At 70.4% G+C, this 23,975-nt stretch carries 26 protein-coding genes; 15 read left to right on the top strand and 11 right to left on the bottom strand.

Features of this window, described 5'->3' with window-relative positions:
* Positions 1–30 precede the first annotated feature (30 nt).
* Together cgi121 and NL112_RS04895 are read right to left on the bottom strand one after the other, a co-directional pair.
* Positions 31–528, bottom strand: coding sequence for a KEOPS complex subunit Cgi121 (gene cgi121 / locus NL112_RS04900; protein ID WP_255151511.1), 498 nt, complete (start codon positions 526–528; stop codon positions 31–33).
* Entirely contained in the window at positions 528–2,789 is a 2,262-nt protein-coding gene (locus NL112_RS04895) for an ATP-dependent DNA helicase (RefSeq protein WP_255151510.1), read from the bottom strand. The genes cgi121 and NL112_RS04895 overlap by 1 nt, the downstream gene beginning before the upstream one ends.
* 114 nt (positions 2,790–2,903) lie before the next feature.
* On the opposite strand from NL112_RS04895, the gene NL112_RS04890 reads away from it, so the two are divergent.
* On the top strand, positions 2,904–3,149 hold the full coding sequence (locus NL112_RS04890) for a ferredoxin (protein WP_255151509.1): 246 nt from the start codon (positions 2,904–2,906) through the stop codon (positions 3,147–3,149).
* A 260-nt stretch (positions 3,150–3,409) separates the two neighbouring features.
* Here the strand turns inward: NL112_RS04890 and mdh are convergent, their stop codons facing one another.
* Positions 3,410–4,324 (bottom strand): malate dehydrogenase, encoded by a 915-nt coding sequence (gene mdh, locus NL112_RS04885; protein WP_255151508.1) that lies wholly within the window; start codon positions 4,322–4,324, stop codon positions 3,410–3,412.
* Between the two features lie 103 nt (positions 4,325–4,427).
* Here mdh and NL112_RS04880 point away from each other — a divergent pair, with 103 nt between their 5' ends.
* Positions 4,428–4,577 carry a hypothetical protein gene (locus tag NL112_RS04880; protein ID WP_255151507.1) on the top strand — a complete coding sequence of 50 codons (150 nt, stop codon included), beginning with the start codon at positions 4,428–4,430 and terminating at the stop codon, positions 4,575–4,577.
* A gap of 65 nt (positions 4,578–4,642) precedes the next feature.
* Here the strand turns inward: NL112_RS04880 and NL112_RS04875 are convergent, their stop codons facing one another.
* From NL112_RS04875 to NL112_RS04865, 3 genes are all read right to left on the bottom strand, one after another.
* Positions 4,643–5,842, bottom strand: coding sequence for a metal-dependent hydrolase family protein (locus NL112_RS04875; RefSeq protein ID WP_255151506.1), 1,200 nt, complete (start codon positions 5,840–5,842; stop codon positions 4,643–4,645).
* Between the two features lie 71 nt (positions 5,843–5,913).
* On the bottom strand, positions 5,914–6,906 hold the full coding sequence (locus tag NL112_RS04870; protein ID WP_255151505.1) for a class I SAM-dependent methyltransferase: 993 nt from the start codon (positions 6,904–6,906) through the stop codon (positions 5,914–5,916).
* Positions 6,899–8,029 carry a 60S ribosomal export protein NMD3 gene (locus tag NL112_RS04865; RefSeq protein WP_255151504.1) on the bottom strand — a complete coding sequence of 377 codons (1,131 nt, stop codon included), beginning with the start codon at positions 8,027–8,029 and terminating at the stop codon, positions 6,899–6,901. The genes NL112_RS04870 and NL112_RS04865 overlap by 8 nt, the downstream gene beginning before the upstream one ends.
* A gap of 81 nt (positions 8,030–8,110) precedes the next feature.
* Here NL112_RS04865 and NL112_RS04860 point away from each other — a divergent pair, with 81 nt between their 5' ends.
* From NL112_RS04860 to radA, 6 genes are all read left to right on the top strand, one after another.
* On the top strand, positions 8,111–9,721 hold the full coding sequence (locus NL112_RS04860) for a gamma-glutamyltransferase family protein (RefSeq protein ID WP_255151503.1): 1,611 nt from the start codon (positions 8,111–8,113) through the stop codon (positions 9,719–9,721).
* Positions 9,722–9,765: 44 nt separating this feature from the next.
* A complete protein-coding gene (gene htpX / locus NL112_RS04855) occupies positions 9,766–10,647 on the top strand; it encodes a zinc metalloprotease HtpX (protein WP_255151502.1) in 882 nt (293 codons plus the stop codon).
* A 60-nt stretch (positions 10,648–10,707) separates the two neighbouring features.
* A complete protein-coding gene (locus NL112_RS04850) occupies positions 10,708–11,925 on the top strand; it encodes an outer membrane protein assembly factor BamB family protein (protein ID WP_255151501.1) in 1,218 nt (405 codons plus the stop codon).
* Positions 11,922–12,488, top strand: a complete 567-nt coding sequence (locus NL112_RS04845; RefSeq protein WP_255151500.1) for a hypothetical protein — start codon at positions 11,922–11,924, stop codon at positions 12,486–12,488. Before NL112_RS04850 ends, NL112_RS04845 begins: the two co-directional genes overlap by 4 nt.
* 37 nt (positions 12,489–12,525) lie before the next feature.
* On the top strand, positions 12,526–13,161 hold the full coding sequence (gene pspAB / locus NL112_RS04840; RefSeq protein WP_255151499.1) for a PspA-associated protein PspAB: 636 nt from the start codon (positions 12,526–12,528) through the stop codon (positions 13,159–13,161).
* Positions 13,162–13,293: 132 nt separating this feature from the next.
* Positions 13,294–14,328, top strand: a complete 1,035-nt coding sequence (gene radA, locus NL112_RS04835) for a DNA repair and recombination protein RadA (protein WP_255151498.1) — start codon at positions 13,294–13,296, stop codon at positions 14,326–14,328.
* 66 nt (positions 14,329–14,394) lie between these two features.
* Here the strand turns inward: radA and NL112_RS04830 are convergent, their stop codons facing one another.
* Genes NL112_RS04830 through NL112_RS04820 form a run of 3 tightly spaced genes read right to left on the bottom strand, consistent with a single transcriptional unit; the run spans position 14,395 to position 16,563 of the window.
* A complete protein-coding gene (locus NL112_RS04830) occupies positions 14,395–15,342 on the bottom strand; it encodes an ABC transporter permease (RefSeq protein WP_255151497.1) in 948 nt (315 codons plus the stop codon).
* Positions 15,339–16,247, bottom strand: a complete 909-nt coding sequence (locus tag NL112_RS04825) for an ABC transporter ATP-binding protein (protein ID WP_255151496.1) — start codon at positions 16,245–16,247, stop codon at positions 15,339–15,341. The genes NL112_RS04830 and NL112_RS04825 overlap by 4 nt, the downstream gene beginning before the upstream one ends.
* Positions 16,248–16,305: 58 nt before the next feature.
* Positions 16,306–16,563 (bottom strand): DUF7967 family protein, encoded by a 258-nt coding sequence (locus tag NL112_RS04820; protein WP_255151495.1) that lies wholly within the window; start codon positions 16,561–16,563, stop codon positions 16,306–16,308.
* A gap of 78 nt (positions 16,564–16,641) precedes the next feature.
* Here NL112_RS04820 and NL112_RS04815 point away from each other — a divergent pair, with 78 nt between their 5' ends.
* Both NL112_RS04815 and NL112_RS04810 read left to right on the top strand, forming a co-directional pair.
* The gene (locus NL112_RS04815; protein WP_255151494.1) at positions 16,642–17,184 is read left to right on the top strand and encodes a hypothetical protein; all 543 of its coding nucleotides are present in this window, start codon (positions 16,642–16,644) and stop codon (positions 17,182–17,184) included.
* Positions 17,185–17,209: 25 nt separating this feature from the next.
* Positions 17,210–18,997: an excinuclease ABC subunit C gene (locus tag NL112_RS04810; protein ID WP_255151493.1), complete on the top strand. Its 1,788-nt coding sequence runs from the start codon at positions 17,210–17,212 to the stop codon at positions 18,995–18,997.
* On the opposite strand, the gene NL112_RS04805 is transcribed toward NL112_RS04810, so the two are convergent.
* Positions 18,994–19,506 carry an acyl-CoA thioesterase gene (locus NL112_RS04805; protein WP_255151492.1) on the bottom strand — a complete coding sequence of 171 codons (513 nt, stop codon included), beginning with the start codon at positions 19,504–19,506 and terminating at the stop codon, positions 18,994–18,996. The genes NL112_RS04810 and NL112_RS04805 overlap by 4 nt on opposite strands.
* A 152-nt stretch (positions 19,507–19,658) precedes the next feature.
* On the bottom strand, positions 19,659–21,716 hold the full coding sequence (gene uvrB, locus NL112_RS04800; RefSeq protein WP_255151491.1) for an excinuclease ABC subunit UvrB: 2,058 nt from the start codon (positions 21,714–21,716) through the stop codon (positions 19,659–19,661).
* Between the two features lie 115 nt (positions 21,717–21,831).
* Here uvrB and NL112_RS04795 point away from each other — a divergent pair, with 115 nt between their 5' ends.
* From NL112_RS04795 to NL112_RS04775, 5 genes are all read left to right on the top strand, one after another.
* Positions 21,832–21,975: a rubrerythrin-like domain-containing protein gene (locus NL112_RS04795; RefSeq protein ID WP_255151490.1), complete on the top strand. Its 144-nt coding sequence runs from the start codon at positions 21,832–21,834 to the stop codon at positions 21,973–21,975.
* A gap of 50 nt (positions 21,976–22,025) precedes the next feature.
* On the top strand, positions 22,026–22,946 hold the full coding sequence (locus tag NL112_RS04790) for an oxidoreductase (protein ID WP_255152574.1): 921 nt from the start codon (positions 22,026–22,028) through the stop codon (positions 22,944–22,946).
* Positions 22,947–22,990: 44 nt separating this feature from the next.
* Positions 22,991–23,461 carry an FKBP-type peptidyl-prolyl cis-trans isomerase gene (locus NL112_RS04785; protein WP_255151489.1) on the top strand — a complete coding sequence of 157 codons (471 nt, stop codon included), beginning with the start codon at positions 22,991–22,993 and terminating at the stop codon, positions 23,459–23,461.
* Complete coding sequence (locus NL112_RS04780) at positions 23,461–23,655, top strand: hypothetical protein (RefSeq protein ID WP_255151488.1); 195 nt, start codon at positions 23,461–23,463, stop codon at positions 23,653–23,655. The genes NL112_RS04785 and NL112_RS04780 overlap by 1 nt, the downstream gene beginning before the upstream one ends.
* A gap of 61 nt (positions 23,656–23,716) precedes the next feature.
* Positions 23,717–23,956, top strand: coding sequence for a DUF7120 family protein (locus NL112_RS04775; RefSeq protein WP_255151487.1), 240 nt, complete (start codon positions 23,717–23,719; stop codon positions 23,954–23,956).
* Positions 23,957–23,975: the final 19 nt, after the last annotated feature.

The following is a 23,975-nucleotide window of genomic DNA, read 5'->3' as shown; positions in this document are numbered from 1 at the left end:
TCGTAGCCGCACGTGAAAACGCTGGTGGGGCTACCGCTCGACGACGAGCAGGGCCACCCGCTCGAGCACGAGGTCCTCGAGGGTCGCGTCGGTCGCCGCCAGTTCCCGCTCGCCGATGTCGAAGAACGTGCGGACGCGCTCGGCGTCGTAGGCGCCGAGCGTTTCGGCGGGGGAAAGCAGGTCCGCGACGGCGTCGGCGGCGGCCGCCTCGTCGCCGCCGTCCGGGGCGTCCAGCAGGACGACGACGGGCGTCTCCCCCTCGTCGACGCCCATCTCCAGCGCGCGGGCTATCTGCCGGCGGCCGGCGGCGTACAGCAGTATCTCGACCGCCCGGTCGCGGGCGATGGCCTCCCCCCGCGACCGCTCGCGGTCGGCGAGTTCCACCGCCCGTTCGAGATGCCGCCGCGAGACCACGTAGCGGGCGTCGAACGCCTGTACCGTCACGCCGTACTCGTCCCCGACGCCGTCGAGCGCCGCGACGAACGCGTCGACGTCCGCCACGTCGGCGACGCCCTCGACCAGCCGCATCAGAAATCACCCAGACTCGACTGGTCGTCCTCGCTCCCGGTCTGCGGGTCGGTCTCCGTGTCGTCGTCCACGTCGTCGGGTGCGGCGTCGGGGTCGGGGGTCACGCCCTCCATCGAGGGGTCCTGGTGGCCGGCGTTCTCGAGGACGGTCTCGGCCGTCTTCTCGCGGCCCCGGAGCGCCGCGAGCACCACCGATTTCTCGGCGTTGCGCAGTTCGGAGCGGGTCTGGATGCCGGCCGCGAACAGCCGGCGGGCGCGCTTGCGGCCGACGCCCCGCACGCCTGCGAGGTCGATGAGTTCCTCGCGGACGCCGTACTCGACGCGCTTCTTCGCCTCCCGGACGGCGGTGGCGCTCCCGAGGTCCAACTCGGCGGCCAGCGATTCGGCCGCCCCGAGCAGCCACTCGGCGGTGTCGACCTTTCCCCTGATGTCGCCCGGGCCGACGCCGTAGCGGTCGGTGATGCGGTCCTCGTCGGTCTCGTCGGCCCAGTCCTCGAGCAGGCGGGCGGTCTTGAGCGCGGAGAGCCAGTCGTCGAACCGCGACTCCTCGAACTCCGAGGGCGCCGACCCCGGCAGTTCGTCCTCGCGCTCGTACGCCTCCATCGTGTACTCCTCTCGCTCGCCGCTCCGGAGGTAGAGCTGGTACATGTCGGGCGTGCGGGCGACGAGATGGTAGAGGCCGAGCGCCGAGGGGTCGTCGGCCGCCCGCAGGCCGTCGATGACCGTGGCGGCGCTCATCGGGTCGAGGTAGAGCCGGGAGACGGTGTGGCCCAGCCCGGTCGCCTTGAGCCGTCCCGAATCGGTCTCCTCGACGAAGTCGTTCACTCGAAGGTAGTCGAGCATGTCGTCCATCACCGTCTCGAGGCGGCCGCTCTCGTGGGTCTGGGTCGCGTACAGCGTCTGCTGGAGGAACTCCACCAGCGTCTCCCGCGAGTCCGCGAATCCGGAGGCGATGGTCGCCAGCAGGTGGGTACGCATCGCCGGCTCCGCGGCCAGTTTCGACCGCACGGGTTCGGGGTCGGCCCAGACGTACCGCTCGAACAACTCGTCGAGTTCGTCGTGGCTACTTGCCAACAGCAGGGCCTCGCCGTACGGGTCGAGGCCGGGTCGGCCCGCCCGGCCCATCATCTGGTGGACCTCCAGCACGGAGAGCGGTTCCATCCCGCCCGCCTCGCCGGAGTAGCGCCGCCAGTCGCGGACCACGACCCGCCGGGAGGGGGTGTTGACGCCGGCCGCCAGCGTCGGGGTCGCACAGACGCATTTGACGAGGCGGTCGCGGAAGGCGTCCTCGACGAGCGCGCGGTGTTCGCTCGCGAGGCCGGCGTGGTGGAACGCGGCGCCCTTCTCGACGGCGTCGGCCAGGTCGTCGCTCGTCTCGGTGTCGCTCACCTCGCGGATGTCCGCGGCCACGTCCGCGAGTGCGGCCATCTCGTCGCCGTCCAACTGTCGGGAGGTGACGGTCGCCAGCCGCGCGGCGGCGGCCTCGGCGTTGCGCCGCGAGTTGACGAACACGAGCGTCGACCCGTCGTCGGCGAGCGTGTCCCGGACGACTGCGGCCGTCGGCTTCTCCGACGACTTCACCCGTAGCTCCTCCTGTGTGCCGTCGTCGAAGTGGAGCGCCTGCCCGTAGTGGACCCCCTTGCGCAACTCGATGGGGCGCCACGTCGAGTCGACGAGCGCGGCGTCGAGCCAGTCGGCGAGTTCGTCGGCGTTGCCGATGGTCGCCGACAGCGCAACCACCTGCAGGTCGGGGTTGCGCCCCCGGAGTTTGGCCAGCGTCACTTCGAGGGTCGGCCCCCGATTCCGGTCGTCCACGAGGTGGACCTCGTCGGCGACGACGCAGTCCAACTGGTCTATCCACGGCGCGCCGTTTCGCACGAGCGAGTCGACCTTCTCGCTGGTGGCGACGATGACGTCCTTCTCGGCGAGCCACTCGCCGTCGGAGTCGTAGTTGCCGGTTGAGACCCCCACCGAGAGGCCGTACTGCTCGAACGCCGCGAACTCGTCGCGTTTCTCGGAGGCGAGCGCGCGCAGGGGGACGATGTACAGCGCCTTCCCGCCGCGGTTCACCGCCGCGAACATCGCCAACTGGGCGACGAGCGTCTTCCCCGAGGCCGTGGGGATGGAGGCGACCAGCGACTCCCCCTCGGTGACGCCGGCCTCGACCGCCTCGGCCTGTGGCGGGTACAGCGATTCGATGCCGTCGTCCCGCAGGTGGGCGGGGAGCCACTCCGGGACGGCGGGCACGTCGGAGACGTCCATTGGGGTCGGGTAGCGCCTCATCGCTTTTAAATGGTCGCACCACGGCGCGCTCCCGGTGGCGTCCGTTCGGTCGGTCGCCGCCAGGTCTTTGCCCGTGCCCGGTCACGTCCGCGTATGCGAGTCGAGTACGACCGGGACACCTGCATCGGGATGTTCCAGTGCGTCGCCGAGTGGGACGCCTTCCAGAAGGACGAGACGGCGGGGAAGGCGGTGCTGGCGGACAGCGAGGAACGCGAGGAGGGGGTGTTCGTCCGCGAGGTGCCCGAGGGCGCGGAACTCGACGCGAAGTTCGCCGCCCGCTCGTGTCCGGTCGACGCCATCCGGGTGTACGACGACGACGGCGAGCAGATACTCCCGTAGCGCCACGGTACCCCGGTCGTAGCCGGGTTCGGCACAATCGTTATATACTTCGGTGGGGATTCTACTTGGTGAGCCATGTCACGCAGTCAGGGGTCCCACGTCGAGGAGTGGGCCGGGTTCACGGACGCCCGCCTGCCTGACGAGGTGGCGTCGGAGCGCGGCCGCGACGAGGAGTAGCGGAGGGCGTCCCGGGGCGGCGAGAGCGCCGCCGGCGGCTGTTGTCACCCGGTCAGCGGCGCGACGCGAAGAAGGGGAAGGGGTTACGCGATTTCGTCGTACTGGTCGGAGAGTTTCTCGGCGGCGTCGTCCATCAGGTCGGCCTCGTAGTCGTCGAGGTCCCACTCGACGACCTCCTCGATGCCGTTCGAGCCGAGTTTGACCGGAACGCCGAACGCGGTGTCCTCGTAGCCGTACTCGCCGTCGAGCACGAGCGACCCCGGGAGCACCTCGCCCGTGTCCCGGAGGACGGCCTCGACCATGTGGGCGACGCCCGTCGCCGGCCCCCACTGGGTCGCGCCCTTCCGCGAGATGACGTCCATCGCGGACTCCTGGAGGTCGCCGAGTATCTCCTCCTTCTCGTCGTCCGAGAACTCGGGGTCGGTGCCGTCGACGCGCACCTTCGAGAACACGGGCACCTGCGCGTCGCCGTGCTCGCCGAGGATGGTCGCCTCGACGTTCTGGACCGGGGCGTCGAACCGCTCGGAGAGGACGTAGCGGAACCGCGCGGAGTCGAGGCGGCCGCCGAAGCCGATGACCTTGTGGCGGTCGCGCTCGCCCGCCTCGTACAGGTGGCGGTTCAGCAGGTCCACGGGGTTGGAGGTGGTGATGGAGACGAAGTCGTCGTTGTACTCGGCGATGGAGGAGCCGATGTCCTCCATGATGGGGGCGTTGTCGCCCGCGAGGTCGATGCGCGTCTGGCCCTCCTTCCGGGGGATGCCCGCCGTGATGACGACCACGTCGGAGCCCTCCGTCGCGGAGTAGTCGCCCTGCCGGACGGTCGTGTTCGAGTCGTAGGCGACGCCGTGGTTCGTGTCGGCGGCCTGCCCGATGGTCTTCTCCTCCATGTCCGGGATGTCGACGAACACGAGTTCGTCCGCGATGTCCCGGAGCGCGATGTTGTAGCCGGCCGCGGCACCGACGGTCCCCGCCGCGCCGATGATGCTAACCTTCGTCATAGTCGTTCGGAACGTCCGGGTCTCACCGATTAAACGCTTCGAAATACCCGCTTCTCGCGTCGTCGCCGGCAGTGATTTCACTCGCCATGTCGTACGGTAACGCATGGCGAAACACCACTACCGGTGCAACAAGTGCGGCCGCGACTTCGAGGACCACGAGCACCTGAAGACGCATCTCGAACGCCGCCACCCGAAGGAGGACGCTCACTGGTGGGTCGCCGTCGAGGACCCGAGCGTCCTTCGGTTTGAATAGCGAGGTTCGACCGCAGGGAGAACCTCGAAGCGAACGGCGAGTGTAACGAGCCGTGAGCCCACCGACTACCTGATGCGCTCGCCGTCGCGGTACACTTCCTCGACGGCGCGGAGCGCGTTCAGGTCCTCGCGCGGGTCGCCGCCGAGCACGAGGAAGTCCGCGTAGTTGCCCGCCTCGAGACCCCCCACGCTGTCGTCCGGGACGGTCCGGCCGGCGACGGTGGTGGCGCTGGCGACGGCTTCCTCGACGGAGAAGCCGGCCTCCTCGACCAGCAGTTCGAGTTCCAGCGCGTTCTCGCCGTGCGGGACGAGGTCGGGGCCGATGAAGTCCGTGCCCGTGGCGATGGGGACGCCCGCATCGTGGGCGCGCTCGACGGACTCGAAGTGCGCCTCGCTGGCCTCGCGGGCCTTCCGCAGGCCGTGCTCGGGGACGCCGTGGTCGTCGCCCTGCGTGACGATGCGGTGCATGATGGAAAGCGTCGGGACGAACGTGGCGTCCGTCTCCAGGAACAGGTCGAGACACTCGTCGTCGAGGTGGAACCCGTGCTCGATGGTGTCGACGCCGTTCTCCAGCGCGCGCTTGATGCCCGGCGCGCCCTGCGCGTGGCTGGCGACGGGCATCCCGACGCGGTGGGCTTCCTCGACCATCGCCGCCACCTCCGCGTCCGTAAACTGCGCCTGCCGCGGGGAGTCCTTCTCGGAGAGCACGCCCCCGGTCGTCATTATCTTCAGCACGTCCGCGCCCTCCCGGGCGCGCTTGCGGGCGACCTTGCGGCACTCGTCGGCACCGTCGGCCAACTCAGAGATGCCCGCGCCGCCCTCGACCCACTCGTGGGGGAGCATGTGCAGGTCGCCGTGGCCGCCGGTCTGCGAGATGGAGAGCCCCGAACTGAACACGCGGGGGCCGTCGACCTCGCCGGCGTCGATGGCGTTTCTGACGCCGATGGCGACGTTCGACCCCACGTCCCGGACGGTGGTGAACCCGGCCGACAGCAGGCGGTCGGCGTCGGCCACCGCGCGGGCCGCGGACTCGGCTCGGTCGTCGGCCACCCAGTCCATCGGGTCCATCGAGCGCGCGCCCTTCAGGTGGAGGTGGGCGTCGACGAACCCCGGCGTCACCACCTCTCCCGACAGGTCGACGTGTTCGCCCGGTGCCTCCACGGCGTCGCGCGGCCCGGCGTCGACGACCCGGCCGTCCTCGACGGCGATGCGTCCGTCCTCGATTACCTCGCTCCCGGTGAACAGCGTCCCGCAGTCGACGTACATACGCCCGACTGGGAGGCCCACCGACAAAAGCACTCAGCCCGCGGAGTCGCCCAGCCTGCTCCGTCGCGGCGTCACTCCACCCGCGCGTCCACGACGACGTGTTCGACGCCGGGCGCGTGGGTCTTCACGACGCGCCGGTCCAGCACTGCCACGTCCCGGCCCCGCTCGTCGGCGGCAGTCTCGATGCGCTCGACGGGCCGGTCGAACACCTCGGGTTCGGGCGTCGCCTCGTGGAGGTGGAGCACGCCCCCCGGTTCGAGCGCGTCGAGCGCCGTATCGAGGTACTCGTGGGCGTCGTAGTAGCCCATCACGACCCGGTCGGCCGTCGCGTCGACGTCCCGGCAGTCCGCGCGGAACGCCGACACGCGCTCTTGCACCTCGTTGAGCATCGCGTTCTCGACGAGGTAGCGGTACGCCTCGGGGTTGATTTCGGCGGCCGTGACTGCCGCGCCCGAACGCGCCATCGGGAGGGTGAAGTAGCCGACGCCCGCGAACATGTCGAAGACCCGCTCGCCCGCCTCGACGACCTCCCCCATCAGCGCGCGCTCGGCCTTGTTCCCCGGCGAGAACATGACCCGCGACAGGTCCATCGCGTACCGCGTCCCGTGTTCGGTGTGGACCACCTCGGTGTCGCCCAGTCCCGCCAGCACCGCCACGTCGGGTTCCCGGCGGTCGCCCGAGACGCCCCGGTGGAGCAGGACGGTGTCGGCGCTCCCGTGGAGGTCGAGCAGGGCCTCGCCCACTTCCTCCGGGTGGGGGTAGTCGCCGTCGTCCAGCAGGACGCAGGTGCCGAGCACCGACCACGAGGCGGGGGCATCGGCCAGTTCGTCCTCGCTCCAGCCTCGCGCCGCGAGCAGGTCCTTCAGGTCGCGGTTGCGCGCCGGCAGGTCGGCCGTCGTGAGCCGACCCTCGACGGTGTCGGGTTCGGCCGTGACGGGGACGGCGATGCCTTCCCCGTGAGGTTCGACCGCGCGGGTGCGGTCGTACACGCCCTCTGTCTCGAGTGCGTCGATGACCGCCTGCGCGCGCTCCCGGTCGACGACGACCGCGAGACCCTCAGGCATCGTCGCTCTCGCCGGGGTCGCGCTCGTCGGGCAGGACGTGCAGGCCGGCCCGCGACCGCAGGACGCGCACCTCGTCGACGTCGGGGTCGAGGTAGTCGGGGCGGGGAACGGTCGTCGACTCGTACGTCTTCGGGTCGAGCACCTGCACGGCGCGGGCGTCCTCGACGCTGACGAGCGTCGTCGACTCGCCGTCGTCGTGGGTGCCGAGTTTCCGCGCGTCGGGCGCGATGCCCTCCTCGTGGCTCGCCTCGTAGCGGTCGCCCGTCTCGACGCGGACGCCCTTCAGGTTGCCGTGCGCGCTCGTCACGAGGACGGGCCCGTCGCCGTCCGAGAGGTCGATGACGTCGCCGGGCGTGAACTCGGGGAGGCGGGCGACGAACGTCACCCGGTACTTCTCGTTGCCGTCGCCGTCCTCGGTCTGGAGCGTTTCGGCCGCGGACACCTCGCCACCGAACTCCCGGACGATGCGGTGGGCGATGGCCTCCCCCATCTGGTTGGTCGATATCTTCATGTTCAGGCCGTCGTCGCCGCGCTTCGCGCTGGTGATGAACGCGTTGCGGTCACCCGTCGCCTCCCGCTCGGCGATGTAGTCCTCGGCTATCTCCTCGGCGCGGTCCATCTCCGCCGGCGTCGGCGTGCGGTTCGCGCCCCGCACCTGCACGAGACTCGCCCAGTAGTCGCCCGCGATGCGGCCACACCGGTCGCACGTCTCCCGCGAGATGTAGACGGGGACGGTGACCTCCTCCTGTAAGGGCGTCTCGCGGATGAGCCCCGTGAAGAGGGCGTGCATCCGGATGGTGTTCTGGTCGACCTGCTCGGGTTCGACCCCCCACGACACCTCGCGGGCCTCGATGTGGACGCCCAGCGCCTCCGCGGTCTCCTCGACGGCGATGTCGGTGTAGTCCTGTGCGCCCACGTCGACCCAGCGGTTGCCGCGGTGGACGGCGCCGCACTGCGAGCAGACGCGCACCTCGATGCGGTCGGGCGCGTCGACGAGTTCGAAGTCGTCGAAGTAGCAGGAATCACACAGCGCCGCCTGCGTGTCCCCGCCGGGGAGGTCCGCGTCCGGCGGGCGCTCGACGGGGTCGCCACACCGGGGACAGAACTGCCGTGACTCGCTCATTACTGTGGCGTGGGGCGTTCTCGCGTTTAAACTGCACGTCCGACCCCGACAGCTAAACGGCCGGCGGCCGGACGCCCCGGCATGGACCGACACGCAGTCGACGACTTCGGCTCGCGGCGGTCGACCGTCTACGGCGACCGGGGGATGGTCGCCACGAGCCAGCCACTGGCCGCGACCGCCGGCCTGGACGTCCTCGACGCGGGCGGCAACGTCTTCGACGCGGCCGTCGCCACCGCGGCCGCGCTCAACGTCGTCGAACCCACCTCCACGGGACTCGGCGGCGACGTGTTCGCGCTGTACCGCACCGCCGACGGCGAGGTGGGCGCGATGCGGTCGTGCGGCGGCGCGCCCTCGGGCGCGACCCGCGAGCGCGTCAGCGAGGCCGTCGCGGGCGAGGCGGCCCCGAGGGACGCGGAGATGCCGTTCCGCGGCCCCCACACCGTCACCGTCCCCGGCACCGCACGCGGCTGGGAGGCCACCGTCCGCGAGTTGGGCCGGCTGACGCTGGCCGACGCGCTCGGGCCGGCCATCCGCTACGCGACGGAGGGCTACCCCGCATCGCCGGTCGTCGCGGACGCGTGGACACACGGCGCGGACCTGTTCGACGCCGACCACGCCCGCGAGGCGTATCTCGTGGCCGGCGAGCGCGCCCCCGAACCCGGCGAGCGCGTCCGCCTGCCGGAACTCGGGGCCACCCTCGAACGCATCGCCGACGAGGGTGCGGACGTGGTGTACGAGGGCGACGTCGCGGAGGCCATCGCCGGGGAGGTGCAGGACGCGGGCGGGTTCCTCACCGTCGAGGACCTCGCCGCCTTCCAACCGGAGTTCATCGACCCCATCTCGACGACGTACGAGGGAGTCGAGGTGTACGAACTCCCGCCGAACAACCAGGGGCTCGTCGCGCTCGAGGCGCTGAACGTCGCGTCGGAACTCGACGCCGGCAGTCGGGAGGGCGCCGAACGGGTCCACCGGTTCGTCGAGGCGACCAAGCGGGCGTTCCACGACGGCCACCGCTACGTCACCGACCCCGACTACGAGGACGTGCCGCCGCTGAACGCCGACGAGTGGGCCCGCGAGCGCGCGAGCGAGGTGACCGACGAGGCGAGCGACGTAACCCTCATGCGGGGGACCGGCGCGGAGGACGCCGACACCGTCCTGCTGTGTGTCGCCGACGAGGCGGGCAACGTCGTCTCGTACATCAACTCCCGGTTCGCCGGCTTCGGGTCGGGGCTGGTCGCGGGCGACACCGGCATCGCCCTCCAGAACCGCGGGGCCTCCTTCTCGCTCGACCCCGACCACCCGAACCGGCTGGAACCCGGCAAGCGCCCGTTCCACACGCTCATCCCCGGCCTGCTGGAGTTCGGCCCCGACGACTGGGCGGCGTTCGGCGTGATGGGCGGGTTCATGCAGCCACAGGGCCACGTGCAGGTGGTCTCGAACCTCGTCGACCGCGGCATGACGCCCCAGCAGGCGCTGGACGCGCCGCGGTGGCGCTACCGCGAGAACGGGCGACTGGCGGTCGAGGCCCGAACCGACGCCGGCCTCCAGAACGCGCTCGCGCGGCGCGGCCACGACCTCTCGGTGCTCCGGCCGGGGATGTTCGGCGGCGCGCAGTTCGTTCGCCGGAACGCCGAGGGCGTGCTCTCGGGGGCGACCGAGCCCCGGAAGGACGGCACCGTCGCGGGGCGGTGACTGGCCGGCGGGAGGACTATATTCGTTCGCCGCCCAGTACGGGTATGAAGTGGAAGACGGACTGGGGGCTTCGCGGCAGGATGGTCCTCACTATGTTCCTGCTGTTCGCCCTCTACATCGCCTTCGTCGGGGTGATGGCGGTGTTCTTCACCGACCGGCTGTTTCCCATCCTCGTCGTGATGGCGCTGTTCCTCGGTGCGCAGTTCTTCTTCTCGGACAAACTCGCGCTCTACTCGATGGGGGCCCGCGAGGTGAGCGAGCAGGAGTACCCGCAACTGCACGCGACCGTCTCGCGGCTCTCACAGCAGGCCGACCTGCCGAAGCCGACGGTCGCCGTCGCGGACTCGAAGGTCCCCAACGCCTTCGCCACCGGCCGCTCGCAGAAGAGCGCGGCCGTCTGCGTGACGACGGGCATCATGAACACGCTGAACGAGGAGGAACTCGAGGGGGTCATCGCCCACGAACTCGCCCACGTCAAGAACCGCGACGTGATGGTGATGACCATCGCGTCGTTCCTCTCCACGATTGCGTTCCTCATCGTCCGGTGGGGGTGGCTGTTCGGCGGCGGCCGCGGCCGCAACGGCAACCAGGCGCCGGTCATCGTCGCCATCCTCGCGTCGCTCGTGGTGTGGATAGTCTCCTTCCTGCTCATCCGCGCGCTGTCGCGCTACCGGGAGTTCGCCGCCGACCGCGGCGGCGCGGTCATCACCGGCAAGCCGTCGGCGCTCGCGTCGGCCCTGCTGAAAATCTCCGGCGAGATGGACCAGGTACCCAAGGAGGACCTCCGCGAGGAGGCGGAGATGAACGCGTTCTTCATCATTCCCATTCGCTCGGGGGTCGTCGGCCGCCTGTTCTCGACGCACCCCTCGACCGAGAAGCGGGTCGAGCGCCTGCGCGACCTCGAACGCGAACTGGAGACGGCGTGACGCAAGCGGCCGTTTGACCGGTCACAAGACCTTTTCTCGGGGGTGACGACGGACCGGGTAATGCCCTCCAGACGACGCATGCTCTCGGCGGTCGGCGCCGCCGGTGTCGCGGCGCTGGCCGGCTGTTCGGCCGGTGCGAGCCAGCGCGTCACCGGCGCGTGGCCCCAGTACGGCCGGACGGCGACGAACGCCAGCGCCACGGACGCTCGCGGCCCCGTCGAGGACGTCGCCCTCCAGTGGGACGCCTCGCTCGGGTTGCCGCTCGACCAGTCGCCCGTGGTCGCGGGCGGCCGGGTGTTCCTCGGCGGCCTCGACCGGTTCGTCGCGTTCGACGCGGCCTCGGGCGACGAGGACTGGCGTGTCGACATCCCCGAGGACCAGCGGTTCAACGACAGCGCGGCCGCGGTCGGTGACGGCACGGTCGTCGCCGGGTTCGGTGGCGTCCTCCGCGCGTTCGACGCGGCGACGGGCGACGAGCAGTGGACGGAGCGGCCGGGCGACGGCATCTCCGCGCCGACGCTCCGGGACGGCATCCTCTACTACGGCGTCGCCGAGACCGGGAGCGTCGAGGCCCGTGCGCTCGCGGACGGCTCCCGTGCGTGGCGCACCGAGGTCGGCGAGTGGCTCCCCGGGCCGGTGGCACTCGCCGGCGACACCGTCGTCGTCGCCGCCGCACGCGACGACGACCCGGGCGTGCTCCGCGGTCTCGACGCCGCCTCCGGCGAGGAGCGCTGGCAGTACGACCTCGACCCGGAGGCGACGGACGACGAGAGCGTCGAGGGCGACCCCTCGGGCGTCAGCGCGGGCGGCGGCCGGGCGTACGTCGGCCTCGACGATGGCTCCGTCCACGCCGTCCGACTGGCCGACGGCGAGCGCGCGTGGCGGTTCGACCCCGGGACGACGGTGACGTACGAGGGGTTCGGCGGCGACGCCGAGCCCCGACAGCCGGCCGTCGACGCGCCCCCCGCCGTCGGCGACGGGACGGTGTACGTCGCCCACGGCGACGGCCGCCTGTACGCCGTCGACGCCGGGACGGGCGAGGCCGACTGGTCGTTCTGGGGGTGGAACGCGATGCCCGGCCAGCCCGCGGTCGGCGAGGACGCGGTGTACGTCGGCTGTGCTGACTCGTTCCTGTACGCGCTCGACCCAATCGAGGGCGAGCGGCGCTGGGAGTTCTCCACGCGTCGGGCGATACGCGCCGCGCCGGCCGTCGTCGACGGCCACGTGTTCGTCACGAGCGCGGACGAGCGCCTCTACGCGCTCGGGGGTGGGGCATGAGACGCCGCGACCTCCTGCAGGCGGCCGGGGCCGCGGGCGCGACGGCGCTCGCTGGCTGTTCGGCGCTCGACCGCTCGGGGCTGATCGACACGAGCCTCGACCCGGAGTTCGACCCGCGGCGCGAGCGCCGGACCCGCCCCATCGTCGTGTCGTGGGACGACGACGCCGGCGCGGTGTTCGTGCAGGGGTTCATGTACTACGGGTCGAGCAGTTGCAACCGCATCGGCGTCACCGAGGCGCGGTACGACGCCGACGCCGACACCCTCCACGCGACGTTCGACTCCGTCGAGAAGGGGGGGTTCCCGTCGCTGGGCTGTACGGCCGACATGGCCGCGAGCCACTACCGCGCCCGGTTCGCGTTCGCCGACGAGTTGCCCGAGCGGGTGGTCGTCCGCGAGCGGGGGTCCGCAAGCGACGCCGACGAGCGGACGGTCGTCCGGAGCGAACAGCGGCGGCTCTGCTCGGCCGACTTCGACCCCGACTCGGAGCGGGGGCGGAAGGCCCACTGGACCTGTCCCGAGAAGTACCTCCGCGCGGGCGTCTCGAAGGGCGTCGAGGACTGACCGCACCGTTTTAGCGGCCGTCGCCCCCACGTCTGGTATGGGTATCTTCGACACCGTGCGGGAGGCGCTGGGGCTGGCGGCGGAGGCAGACGCCACCCGGGGGGCCGACCCGGAGGACCTGTTCGCGCTCTCGACGGGGTACGTCACGATGGCCGCGGACCTCGATTACGCACCGGCCGGCGAGGCGGCACTGTGCTTCTCGGAGGTCGATTCGACGGCGTTCGGCGACGCGCGCGAGGAGGTAGCCGCGGTGCTGGACGCCGGCGAGGCCGAGACCGGAACCCGGTTCGAGTTCCGCACCGACGCCCACGGCTACGACTGGGTCGTGCTCGCGGACGACGACTTCGAGGACCTGGTGACGAGCGTCCACTTCGCCGCCGACACGATGATGGAGAGCGGATTCGGCTCCCGCCTGCTCGCGGCCGTGTTCGCGTTCGAGCGAGAGCGCGAGACGCCCGCGGGCGAGGCCGCCTACTGGATTTATTCGTTTCGCCGTGGTCGCTACTACCCGTTCGTGCCGACGGGGGGCCGCGAGCGCGACTCGGCGGCGGAGTTCAAACTCGAATCCGTGCTGGACGGCGAACTCGCCGTCGAGGACGACAAGTCCTACTGGTACCCGCTGTGGCCCGAGGGTGATGCCCGGCCGTGGGGGGCATCGCTCGACGCGGCCTGAGACCGACCCCTCGCGCCGCTTCCGGGTAAAACCCTTCGTCAGACGCTCGAATCTTCCCTCTCGTGTCGTGCGGTTACAGTTTCACCACGCTGTTAACGAGACTTTATACCGTGGGCCGCACAACGACCGGATATGGCAGCACAAGCCGAACTCGAGGACCTGCCCGGCGTCGGGCCGGCGACGGCGGACAAGCTCAAGGACAACGGCTACGACTCCTTCCAGTCCATCGCGGTCGCCTCCCCCGCGGAGCTGTCGAACAAGGCCGACGTGGGCGAGTCGTCGGCCTCCGACATCATCAACGCGGCCCGCGACGCCGCCGACATCGGCGGCTTCGAGACCGGGTCGGACGTGCTCGACCGCCGCGAGCGCATCGGCAAACTGGAGTGGCTCGTGCCCGAGATCGACGACCTCCTCGGCGGGGGCGTCGAGACCCAGTCCATCACCGAGGTGTACGGCGAGTTCGGCGCCGGCAAGTCGCAGGTCACCCACCAGCTCGCGGTGAACGTCCAGCTCCCCGAGGAGGCCGGCGGGCTCGCGGGCCGCTGTGTGTTCATCGACTCCGAGGACACGTTCCGCCCCGAGCGAATCGACGAGATGGTCCGCGGGCTCGACGACGAGGTCATCGAGGCCGCCATGGAGGACCGCGACATCGACGGCGACGCCGGCGACGAGGAGGCGCTGGCGGCGCTCGTCGACGAGTTCCTCGACAAGATACACGTCGCGAAGGCGTTCAACTCCAACCACCAGATACTGCTCGCGGAGAAGGCCCAGGAGATAGCGAAGGAACACGAGGAAGACGAGTACCCGGTTCGCCTGCTGTGTGTCGACTCGCTTACCGCCCACTTCCGCGCGGAGTACGTCGGCCGGGGCGAACTCGCGGACCGCCAGCAGAAGCTCAACAAGCACCTCCACGACCTCGACCGGGTGGGCAACCTCTACAACTCGGCGGTCGTGGTCACCAACCAGGTGCAGTCGAACCCCGACGCGTTCTTCGGTGACCCGACCAAGCCCATCGGCGGCAACATCCTCGGCCACAAGTCGACGTTCCGACTCTACCTGAAGAAGTCGAAGAACGACAAGCGCATCGTCCGGCTGGTCGACGCGCCGAACCTCCCCGACGGCGAGGCCGTGATGCGCGTCCAGAACGAGGGGCTGAAGCCCGAGTAACCGCGTTCGCTTCGTTTTCCAGTCGGCGACGGATAGCTACCAGGTAGCCCCCTGTTTCGCGTGGAGCTACAGGTCCGCCCGCTCGAACGCGTAGTAGCCGGCCACGAGCGGGACGACTATCCACACCAGGAGGTAGACGACGAGCGCGCCGTCGGTGAGGTAGATGGGGACCTCACCGAGTTCCTGTGCGATGAACCGGCCCTGTAGGCCGCCGATGAGGCTGACCCGCGCCTGGAGTTCGGCCTGACCGATGCTGGCGACAAGCGACTGGTACGTCCCAACCGGGTTCAGATGCTTGACGACCAGGAACAGTTTCGCCAGCGCCGTGTTCCCGATGTCGGTGTTCTGTGACACCTGTTGCACGACGGCGGTGGTGAACTGCCCCCACAGCAGGGTGAAGAGGGCGTACAGGCCGACGACGGTGACGACCGAGCGGCGGTTCGTCGGTGCGGCGGCGCTGACGCCGACCGACAGCGCGACGAACACGACGCCGATGAACGCCGTCGCGGCCGCGAACAGCAGGTAGTTCACCGCGTGGAACTCGACGCCGAGGATGGGGAACACCGGCGCGGCGACGAGGAAGCCGAGCAGGACGGGCGCCGTGACGACGGCGCTCCGGCCGGCGAACTTCCCGAGCACGGCGTCGAGCCGCGAGTGGGGGAGCGCGAGCAGTAGCTTCAGCGTCCCGGACTCGCGTTCGCCCACCAGCGCGGCGTAGGCGACGACGATGGCCGTCAGCGGAATCAGCAGACGGGTCACCTGCGTCAGCGCCGTGAGGAACGCGTCGGAGGTGAGCCCCTGCTGTATCTGCTGGGCGGCCTCCGCCTGCGAGACGTTCGAACTGTTGGCGACCTGCTGGAGCTGTTTCTGGATTCGGTCGGCGAAGAAGTACGCCGACGCGGCGAAGAACACGACGAACACCGTCGTCAGGACGAGCAACGCCCGCGACCGGATGGCGTCGCGGAAGTCCTTCTTGGCGACGGCTTCGATGGAGTCGAGGTCGAACTCGGTCATGCGTCCTCCTCCGTGTAGGCGGCGAACAGGTCCTCCAGCGACGCCTCGCGGGTGGTGAAGTCCTGCACGTTCGCGCCCGCCGATTCGAGTGCATCGAGCGCGTCCATCTTCGCGTCGTTGTCACAGGAGACGACGACGGTGCCGCCGTCGAGCCGCGCCTCCGAGACGCCGTCGACGGCCCGCACCGCGTCGAGTTCCGCGTCGCCGACGCTCGTGGCCTCTATCTCGAGGGTCGTCTCCGCGTCGCTCTTCTGGCGCAGGTCCTCGATGGAGTCGACGGCGACGAGTTCGCCCTCCCGGAGGATGCCGACGCGGTCACAGACCGCCTCGACCTGTCCGAGGATGTGACTGGAGAAGAACACCGTCGCGCCGCGGTCGACCTCCTCGCGGACGATGGACCGCATCTCGCGGGCGCCGTTCGGGTCCAGCCCCGTCGAGGGCTCGTCTAACACGAGCAGGTCCGGCTCGCCGACCAGCGCCATCGCCAGCGCGAGCCGCTGTGTCATCCCGGTGGAGAACCCGCCGGCCTTCCGGTCTTTGGCGTCATCCAGACCCACGCGGTCGAGCAGTTCGTCCGGGTCGTCGTCGGCGCCCTTCGACTCGACGGCGAAGGCGACGTGCTGGCGTGCGGTCAGGCGCTCGTACGTGTCGAACCCCTCGGGGAGCACGCCCGTCCGCTGGCGGATGGCGACGCTCTCGGCCTGAGCGTCGTGGCCGAGCACGCGTACCTCGCCGCTGGTCGGGCGCACGAAGTCGAGGAGCGCGTTGATGGTCGTCGACTTCCCGGCGCCGTTCGGGCCGAGGAAGCCGAACACCTCGCCCTCTTCGACGGTCATGTCCAGCCCCTGGAGGGCGGTCACGTCACCGAACCGCTTGGTGACGTTCGACAACTCGATGGCTGCCATGGGCGCCGGTTGCGGGGCCTCTCTTAAAGCCTTTGAGAACCCGCCTCGGCCGGAAAGGCTATATTTCGTCGTCGGGGGCGTGCGAGTCGCGCACGCGCTCGACCTCCTCGCGGTAGCGGTCGCGGTCCGTCTCGTCGACGGGTTCCAGGTCCGCCTCGTCCATCTGCTTGGCGGCGGTGACGGTGACGCCGCCGTTGGCGATGGCCGTCATCGGCACCTCCTTCGTCCGCGCGCGGGTGCCGTCGGGCGTCGCGTACACGAGCGTCACCAGGTCGCGGTCGTTGTACGTTCGCTCGACCAGCCAGCACTGGACCATACCTGCGCTACCCTGCGGGTGCGCTTGTAACTGGCGGGTGCGGGCAACGTTGACGTACCGTCGGCGAGACGCCCCGGCGTGAGCAGGGTGGACGTCGAGGGGCAACTGCTGGCCGGCGAGACGCGCGAGGACGAACTGACCGTCGGAGGCGCGCGTCTCGTTCGCACCAGCCACCGGCTACTCGTCGCGCGGCCCGACGGCGAGCCGCGGTTCCGTGCCGTCGACTGGCCGAACGTCGGCGCGGTCGAGCGAGGCACCGACGCGCCGACGTGGGCGCTCTCGTCTGCCCTGCAGGCGCTCGTGGTCGGCGTAGTCCTCGTCGCGTTCGGGGTGGTCGCTCCCGTCGACGGGCTGACGACGGACGTGACCGCACCCGGGGGGACTGGACTCGAGGGGACGCTGGCGGTGGTCCGACAACTGCTCGCGCTCGTGCGACTGCTCGACGACGCCCTGCTCCTCGGCGGGACGGCCGGCGTCCTCGTCGGCCTCGCGCTCGTCGGCTACTACGCCGCCGCCCGCGAGCCGGTGGTCGTCGTCGGGGTTTCGGGGGCGGAGCCGGTTCGGCTCCCCGCGGACGGCGGCTCCGTCGCCCGCGTCCGCGCGTTCCTCGCGGAAGCCTGAAGCCCGTCAGTTCCCTACCGCGGATGTGAACGCCGAGGCGGTCCGCGAGCGCGCCGGCGACCTCCCCCGCAAGCCCGGCGTCTACCAGTTCGAGCGGAGCGACGGCACGGTGCTGTACGTCGGCAAGGCGGTCGACCTCCGTGACCGGGTGCGCTCGTACGCCGACCCGCGGGGCGAGCGCATCCGGCGGATGGTCCGGCGGGCCGACCGCGTCGACTTCTCCGTCACGGAGACGGAGACGCAGGCGCTCCTCCTGGAGGCGAACCTCGTCAAGCGGTTCCAGCCGAAGTACAACGTCCGGCTGAAGGACGACAAATCCTACCCGATGGTCCAACTCACGGACCACGAGGTCCCCCGCATCCAGATAACCCGCGACCCCAACGAGGGTGCGACCGTGTTCGGGCCGTACACGGACAAGGGGCGGGTCGAAACCGTCGTGAAGGCGCTCCGCGAGACGTTCGGCGTCCGGGGCTGTTCCGACCACAAGTTCCGCAACCGCGACCGGCCGTGTCTCGACTACGAGGTCGGCATCTGCTCGGCGCCGTGTGTCGACTACGTCGACGACGAGGCGTACCTCGCGGACGTCGAGAGCGTGCGCCGGTTCCTCGACGGCGAGACGGGCGCGCTCGCCGAGCCGATGGAGGCGGCGATGGAGCAGGCGGCCGACGACAGGGAGTTCGAGCGCGCGGCGAACCTCCGGGACCGACTGGACGCGGTCGAGGCGTTCCACGGCGGCGGCGCCGCGGCAGTCCACGGCCGGGAGGAGCGGGCGGTGGACGTGCTCGGAGTCGCCATCGAGGGCGGCGACGCCACCGTCGCCCGCCTCCGGAGCGAGGACGGGAAACTCGTGGACCGCGAGCGGTACCCCGTGTCCGCGCCCGACGGGGGGGAAAGCGAGGCTCGACCGGCGGGAGAGCCTCGAAGCGAGCGGGCAGAGCCCGCGAGCGGCACCGCGGCCCTGCTGTCGGCGTTCCTCACGCAGTTCTACGCCGAGCGCGAGTTGCCCGACGCCGTCCTCCTCCCCGAGCGCCCGGAGGACCCGGACGTGACCGACTGGCTGGAGGGGGAAGGCGTCGCGGTCCGGGTCCCCGGTGCGGGACGGGAGGCGACGCTCGTGAAGTTGGCGCTCAAGAACGCGCGACGACAGACGGGCCGGCGCGACGAATCGGCGGCGCTCGCGGCGGAACTCGGTCTCGACGGCGTCGAGCGCATCGAGGGGTTCGACGTGAGCCACGCGCAGGGGAAGGCCGTCGTCGGCTCCGACGTCTGTTTCGTCGGCGGCGACGCGGCCACGAGCGACTACCGCCGGAAGCGGCTCGACGACCGCAACGACGACTACGCGAACATGCGGGCGCTGGTCCGGTGGCGCGCGGCGCGGGCCGTCGAGCGCCGGGACGACCGGCCCGACCCGGACCTGCTTCTCGTCGACGGCGGCGAGGGGCAACTGGGGGCCGCGCTCGACGCGCTCGACGAGGTGGGGTGGGACGTGCCGGTCGTCGCGCTCGCCAAGGAGGAGGAACTGGTCGTCACCCCCGACGGAGTGCTCGACTGGAACGACGACGCGCCTCACCTCCACCTGCTCCAGCGGGTGCGCGACGAGGCCCACCGCTTCGCCGTCCAGTACCACCAGCAGGTGCGCGACGAGGTGGCGACGACGCTCGACGACCTGCCGGGCGTCGGCCCCGAGTTGCGCAAGCGCCTGCTCCGGCGGTTCGGCTCCGTCGACGGCGTGCGGGACGCCAGCCCCGAGGAACTGCGGGACGTGGAGGGGGTCGGCGACGCGACGGCCGACACCATCGTCTCCCGGCTCTAGGCGTCGATTCCGCGGGCCATCAGGTCGTGTTCCCGCTGGCTCCGGCAGCGGAGCCGCGGCACCGGGCGGCTCTCGCCGTCGGCGTCGATGGCGACGAACGTGAGGTCCGAGGAGGCCGTCTCCCTCGTCTCGCCGTCGCCGGGTCGCTCCGCGCGCACGTCGACGCGGACGTCCATGCTCGTGTGCCCGATGTCGTACACGTAGCCGGTGACGACGGCGATGTCGCCGAGGTCGATTGGCGCGTGGACGTCGACGCCCTCGATGGCGGCGGTGACGACCTGGCCCCGCGAGAACCGGCGGGCGGCGATGGCGCCGCAGATGTCCATCCGGTGGAGCACCCACCTCCCCAGCGCCCGCCCGAGGTTGTTCGTCGCGGCCTCGCGGGCGTCGCCCGCTCGTCCGTATCGGGGCGCTCCGCGCCCCGCAGTCGGCATGACGACTTCACTCGTCTCGGTGTACGACTCCTCCAGGCGGACGGACGCACGGCTCTCGGGGGCTGTGGCTGTCATGGGTAGTGCCGGCCGAACCGCCCGGGCGAGGGCGCACCCTACTGTGCCCTGTCACGCGCGCCGGTGCGGCCGACCGTACCCCGACGGTCCCGCCCCGGTGACTAAAGCCTTTCCAACACAGTTGTTCTAATACAATTTCGTTTGTTGATGGGTCACGGCTCCTCGGGCGCGGGGACGCCCTCGTCGTCGGTCACGTCGAGGTCGAACTCCTCCTCGAGTCTGCGGATGCGGTCGCGGATGTCCGCCGCGAGTTCGAACTCCAGGTTGTCCGCGGCCTCCTCCATCCGGCGTTCGAGGCTCGCTATCAGTTCCTCGGCCTCGTCAGCGTCGTCCGCGTCGAGCCCGGAGACGCCCGACGTGTCCGTCTTCGAGCCCGGGAGGGAGGTCTCGCCCACCTCCTTGTCGATGGTCGTCGGCGTGTAGCCGTGCTCCTCGTTGTACGCCTGCTGGATCTCGCGGCGGCGCCGCGTCTCCTCGATGGCCGACGCCATCGCGTCGGTGGTGTCGTCGGCGTACAGCACCACCTTCCCCTCGACGTTGCGCGCGGCCCGACCCATCGTCTGGACGAGCGTCGTCTCCGACCGGAGGAACCCCTCCTGGTCGGCATCGAGGATGCAGACGAGCGACACCTCGGGGATGTCCAGCCCCTCCCGGAGGAGGTTGATGCCGACGAGCACGTCGATGTTGCCCAGCCGGAGGTCGCGGATTATCTCGTGGCGCTCCAGCGTGTCAGTCTCGTCGTGCATGTACTCGACGGCGACGCCCGCCTCCTCCAGATACTCGGTGAGGTCCTCGGCCATCCGCTTGGTCAGCGTCGTCACGAGCACGCGCTCGTCGCGCTCGACCCGCTCGTCGACCCGCTCCATCAGGTCCTCGACCTGCCCCTGTGCGTCAGTCACCTCGATTTCCGGGTCGACGAGGTGGGTGGGGCGAACTATCTGCTCGACCACCTGCCCGGAGTTGTCTCGCTCGTAGTCGCCCGGGGTCGCGGAGACGTACAGGCGCCTGTCGGTCTTCTCGAGGAACTCCTCGAACGTCAGCGGGCGGTTGTCGTACGCCGTCGGGAGCCGGAACCCGTTCTCGACCAGCGAGTCCTTCCGTGACTTGTCGCCCTCGAACTGGCCCTTTATCTGTGGGAGCGTCTGGTGGGACTCGTCGACCACCGTGAGAAAGTCGTCGGGGAAGTAGTCGAGCAGGGTGAAGGGGGGTTCGCCGGAGTCGCGGTCGGACATGTGGACCGAGTAGTTCTCGATGCCCGAGCAGTAGCCGGCCTCGCGGAGCATCTCCAGGTCGAAGGTGGTGCGCTCCTCGATTCGCTGGGCGGCGACGAGGTCGCCCTGCCGCTCGAAGTAGCTGATGCGGTCCTCCAGTTGTGCCTCTATCTCCTCGATGGCCCGTTCGAGCCGCTGTTCGGGAATCGAGTAGTGTTCCGCCGGGTGGAGCAGGACGGCCGGCTCCTCGCTTTGCACCTCGCCGGCGGTGGGGTCGACCTTCCGCATCCGGTCGATTTCGTCGCCCCAGAACTCCACGCGGACGGCGTAGCGACCGTACATCGGAAATATCTCGACGGTGTCGCCGCGCACCCGGAACGTCCCCTGGTGGAAGTCGACGTCGTTGCGCTCGTAGTTCAGCTCCACCAGCTCCGCGAGCAGTTCGTCGCGGTCGATGGTCTGGCCCCGTTCGAGTCGCAGGGACATCTCCTCGTAGTTCGCGGGGTCGCCCAGCCCGTAAATCGCGGAGACGCTGGCGACGACGACGACGTCGTCCCGCGTGAGAAGCGACCGGGTCGCGGAGTGGCGCAGGCGGTCTATCTCCTCGTTGATGGACATCTCCTTGTCGATGTACGTGTCGGTCTGCTCGACGTACGCCTCCGGCTGGTAGTAATCGTAGTAGGAGACGAAGTACTCGACGGCGTTGTCCGGAAACAGGCTCCGGAACTCCTCGTACAGCTGAGCGGCGAGCGTCTTGTTGTGTGCGATGACCAGCGTCGGCTGCTGGAGCTCCTCTACCGTCCACGAGACGGTGTTCGTCTTCCCCGAGCCCGTCACGCCGAGCAGAGTCTGTTCGGTCATTCCGTCGCGGAACCCGGCCGCGAGTTCGTCGATAGCCTCCGGCTGGTCCCCCGCCGGTTCGAACGGCGCCTCGACCCTGAACGGCGTCGCCGCGTCGGGACGGTCCGGCGAGAGCGGTCCGGACTCGCTGTCACTCATCGCCCGTACTGGGGCCCGCGACCACTTCAGGCGCTCGCTCGAACTGACCGTTCGGGCGAGAATCCTGTCCTGTGCTAACGCTTAACGTGGTGGGGTACGAACGCCCATGGGACGTATGGTTCACGACCCCCACAGCCGCGACGAACCGCTGTACGAGTGTCTCGACTGCGGCAGTCGCGTCGAGGGCGAGACGGACGACCGGCTCTGTGCGGACTGCGGCGGCTACATGCAGAACATCGGCATCACGCGGGCCGAGTGAGCCCTGCCGCGGCGCGAGCGTTCTTCCCGCTGGCGCTCCTCGGGGCGCTCATGGGATGGAGCGCCGACGACGTGCCGGACTGCTCGGGACAGCGGGTCGTCGTCACCGGGGCCAACAGCGGCATCGGGCTGGAGGCCACCCGCGAACTCGCCCGGGCGGGCGCGGCGGTGACGATGGCGTGTCGGAGCGTCGACCGCGGCGAGGCGGCCGCGGCGGACGTCCGCGACGACGCCCTGGATGCCGACCTCTCGGTGTCGGAACTCGACCTCGCTGACCTCGATTCCGTCCGCGAGTTCGCCGACCGGTTCGGGAGCGAACTGGACGTGCTCGTCAACAACGCGGGCGTGATGGCCGTTCCCCGGAGCGAGACGGCCGACGGGTTCGAGACGCAGTTCGGCGTCAACCACCTCGGCCACTTCGCGCTGACGGGCCTGCTCCTCGACAGTTTCGCCGCCGACGCGCGGGTCGTCACCGTCTCCAGCGGCCTCCACGCGCAGGGCGACCTCGACTTCGATGACCTCCAGCACGAACGCGACTACGACAAGTGGGAGGCGTACGCCGACTCGAAACTGGCGAACCTGCTGTTCGCGTACGAACTCGACCGGCGGTTCCGGGCGGCCGACCGCGGGGGCTTGAGCGTCGGCGTCCACCCCGGCTACGCCGCGACGAACCTCCAGTACCGCGGCCCCGAGGCCGAGGGGTCGCGGCTCAAGAAACTCGGCATGCGCGTCGCCAACGCCGTCGTCGCTCAGCCGCCCGAACAGGGGGCGCTCCCGACGCTGTACGCCGCGACCGCATCCGACGTCGAGGGCGGGAGCTACTACGGCCCGGGCGGGTTCATGAACCTCCGTGGGAGCCCCGAGCGCCAGCGGTCGTCGGGTCGCTCGCGCGACGCCGAGACGGCGGCGCGGCTCTGGCAGGTCAGCGAGGAGGTGACCGGCGTGACGTACGACCTCCCGGCGCCGGAGTGAGTCCTGGCCCCAACACGTATCCCCTCGCGGGACACAGCGGGACCATGACAATCTCGGCAGGCGACTCGGTCACCATCGAGTACGTCGGGCGACTGGACGACGGCACCGTGTTCGACACCTCCCGGCGCGAGGTCGCGGAGGCGGAGGGACTGCTCGACGACCAGCCGGGACGCGAGTACACGCCGCTGACGGTCGACGTGGGCGCCGGCCAGGTCATCGACGGACTCGACGAGGGGCTCGTCGGGATGGACCCCGGCGAGGAGGCGGTCGTCACCGTCCCGCCGGAGGACGGCTACGGCGAGTACACCGACGAGCGCGTCGTCGAGTACGACCGCGACCGGCTCGACGAGATGCTGGAGGGCGCGACGCTCGCCGAGGGGATGCAGCTCCAGACCGAGGAGGGACTCCCCGGCGAGGTGGTCGATGTCGGCGAGTCGGTCGTCCGCGTCGACTTCAACCACGAACTCGCGGGCGAGACACTGGAGTTCGAGGTGGAGGTCGTCGAGGTCGAATAATGGGGCTGTTCCACGATCTCGGTCGCCGGGCCGAGCAATTGAAGCGGGAGGCGACCGACGCGGCCCGCGAGGAGGCCGACTACGAGTGTGCCGACTGCGGCGGCGCGGTGTTCGCCGACCGAGACGACTGCCCCGACTGTGGTGGCGCGGTCGTCGCTCGCAGGACGGACGACGGCGACCCGGACGAGTCGTAGCCGCGCCGCGCGGATGGCCGCGAGCCCAACTTTATCAGTCTCGCCGTCCCAACCCCGCACGATGTCGAAGATAGAGGTGGACATCCCCGCGCGACTCTCCGACGAGGTGCAACGGCTGGTGGACCAGGGCGAGTTCCTCAACCGCGAGCAGGCCGTCGAGGAGCTTCTGACCCGCGGCGTCTCCGTCTACAACACCGACACGGTCGACGAGGAGGAACCCGGCGAGGACGTGTTCACGCAGGCGACCAACGACCGGCAGGACCCCGCGGCCCGCGACGACGGCGACGAGTACACGCTCTGAACGCCGGTGGTTACAAGCC

The organism is Halorarius halobius (genome assembly GCF_024298865.1).
In the GTDB taxonomy this organism is placed as follows: Archaea; Halobacteriota; Halobacteria; order Halobacteriales; family Haloarculaceae; genus Halorarius; species Halorarius halobius.
The sequence above is the reverse complement of the archived record's forward strand: the minus strand, read 5'-3'. Positions and strand labels throughout refer to the sequence as shown.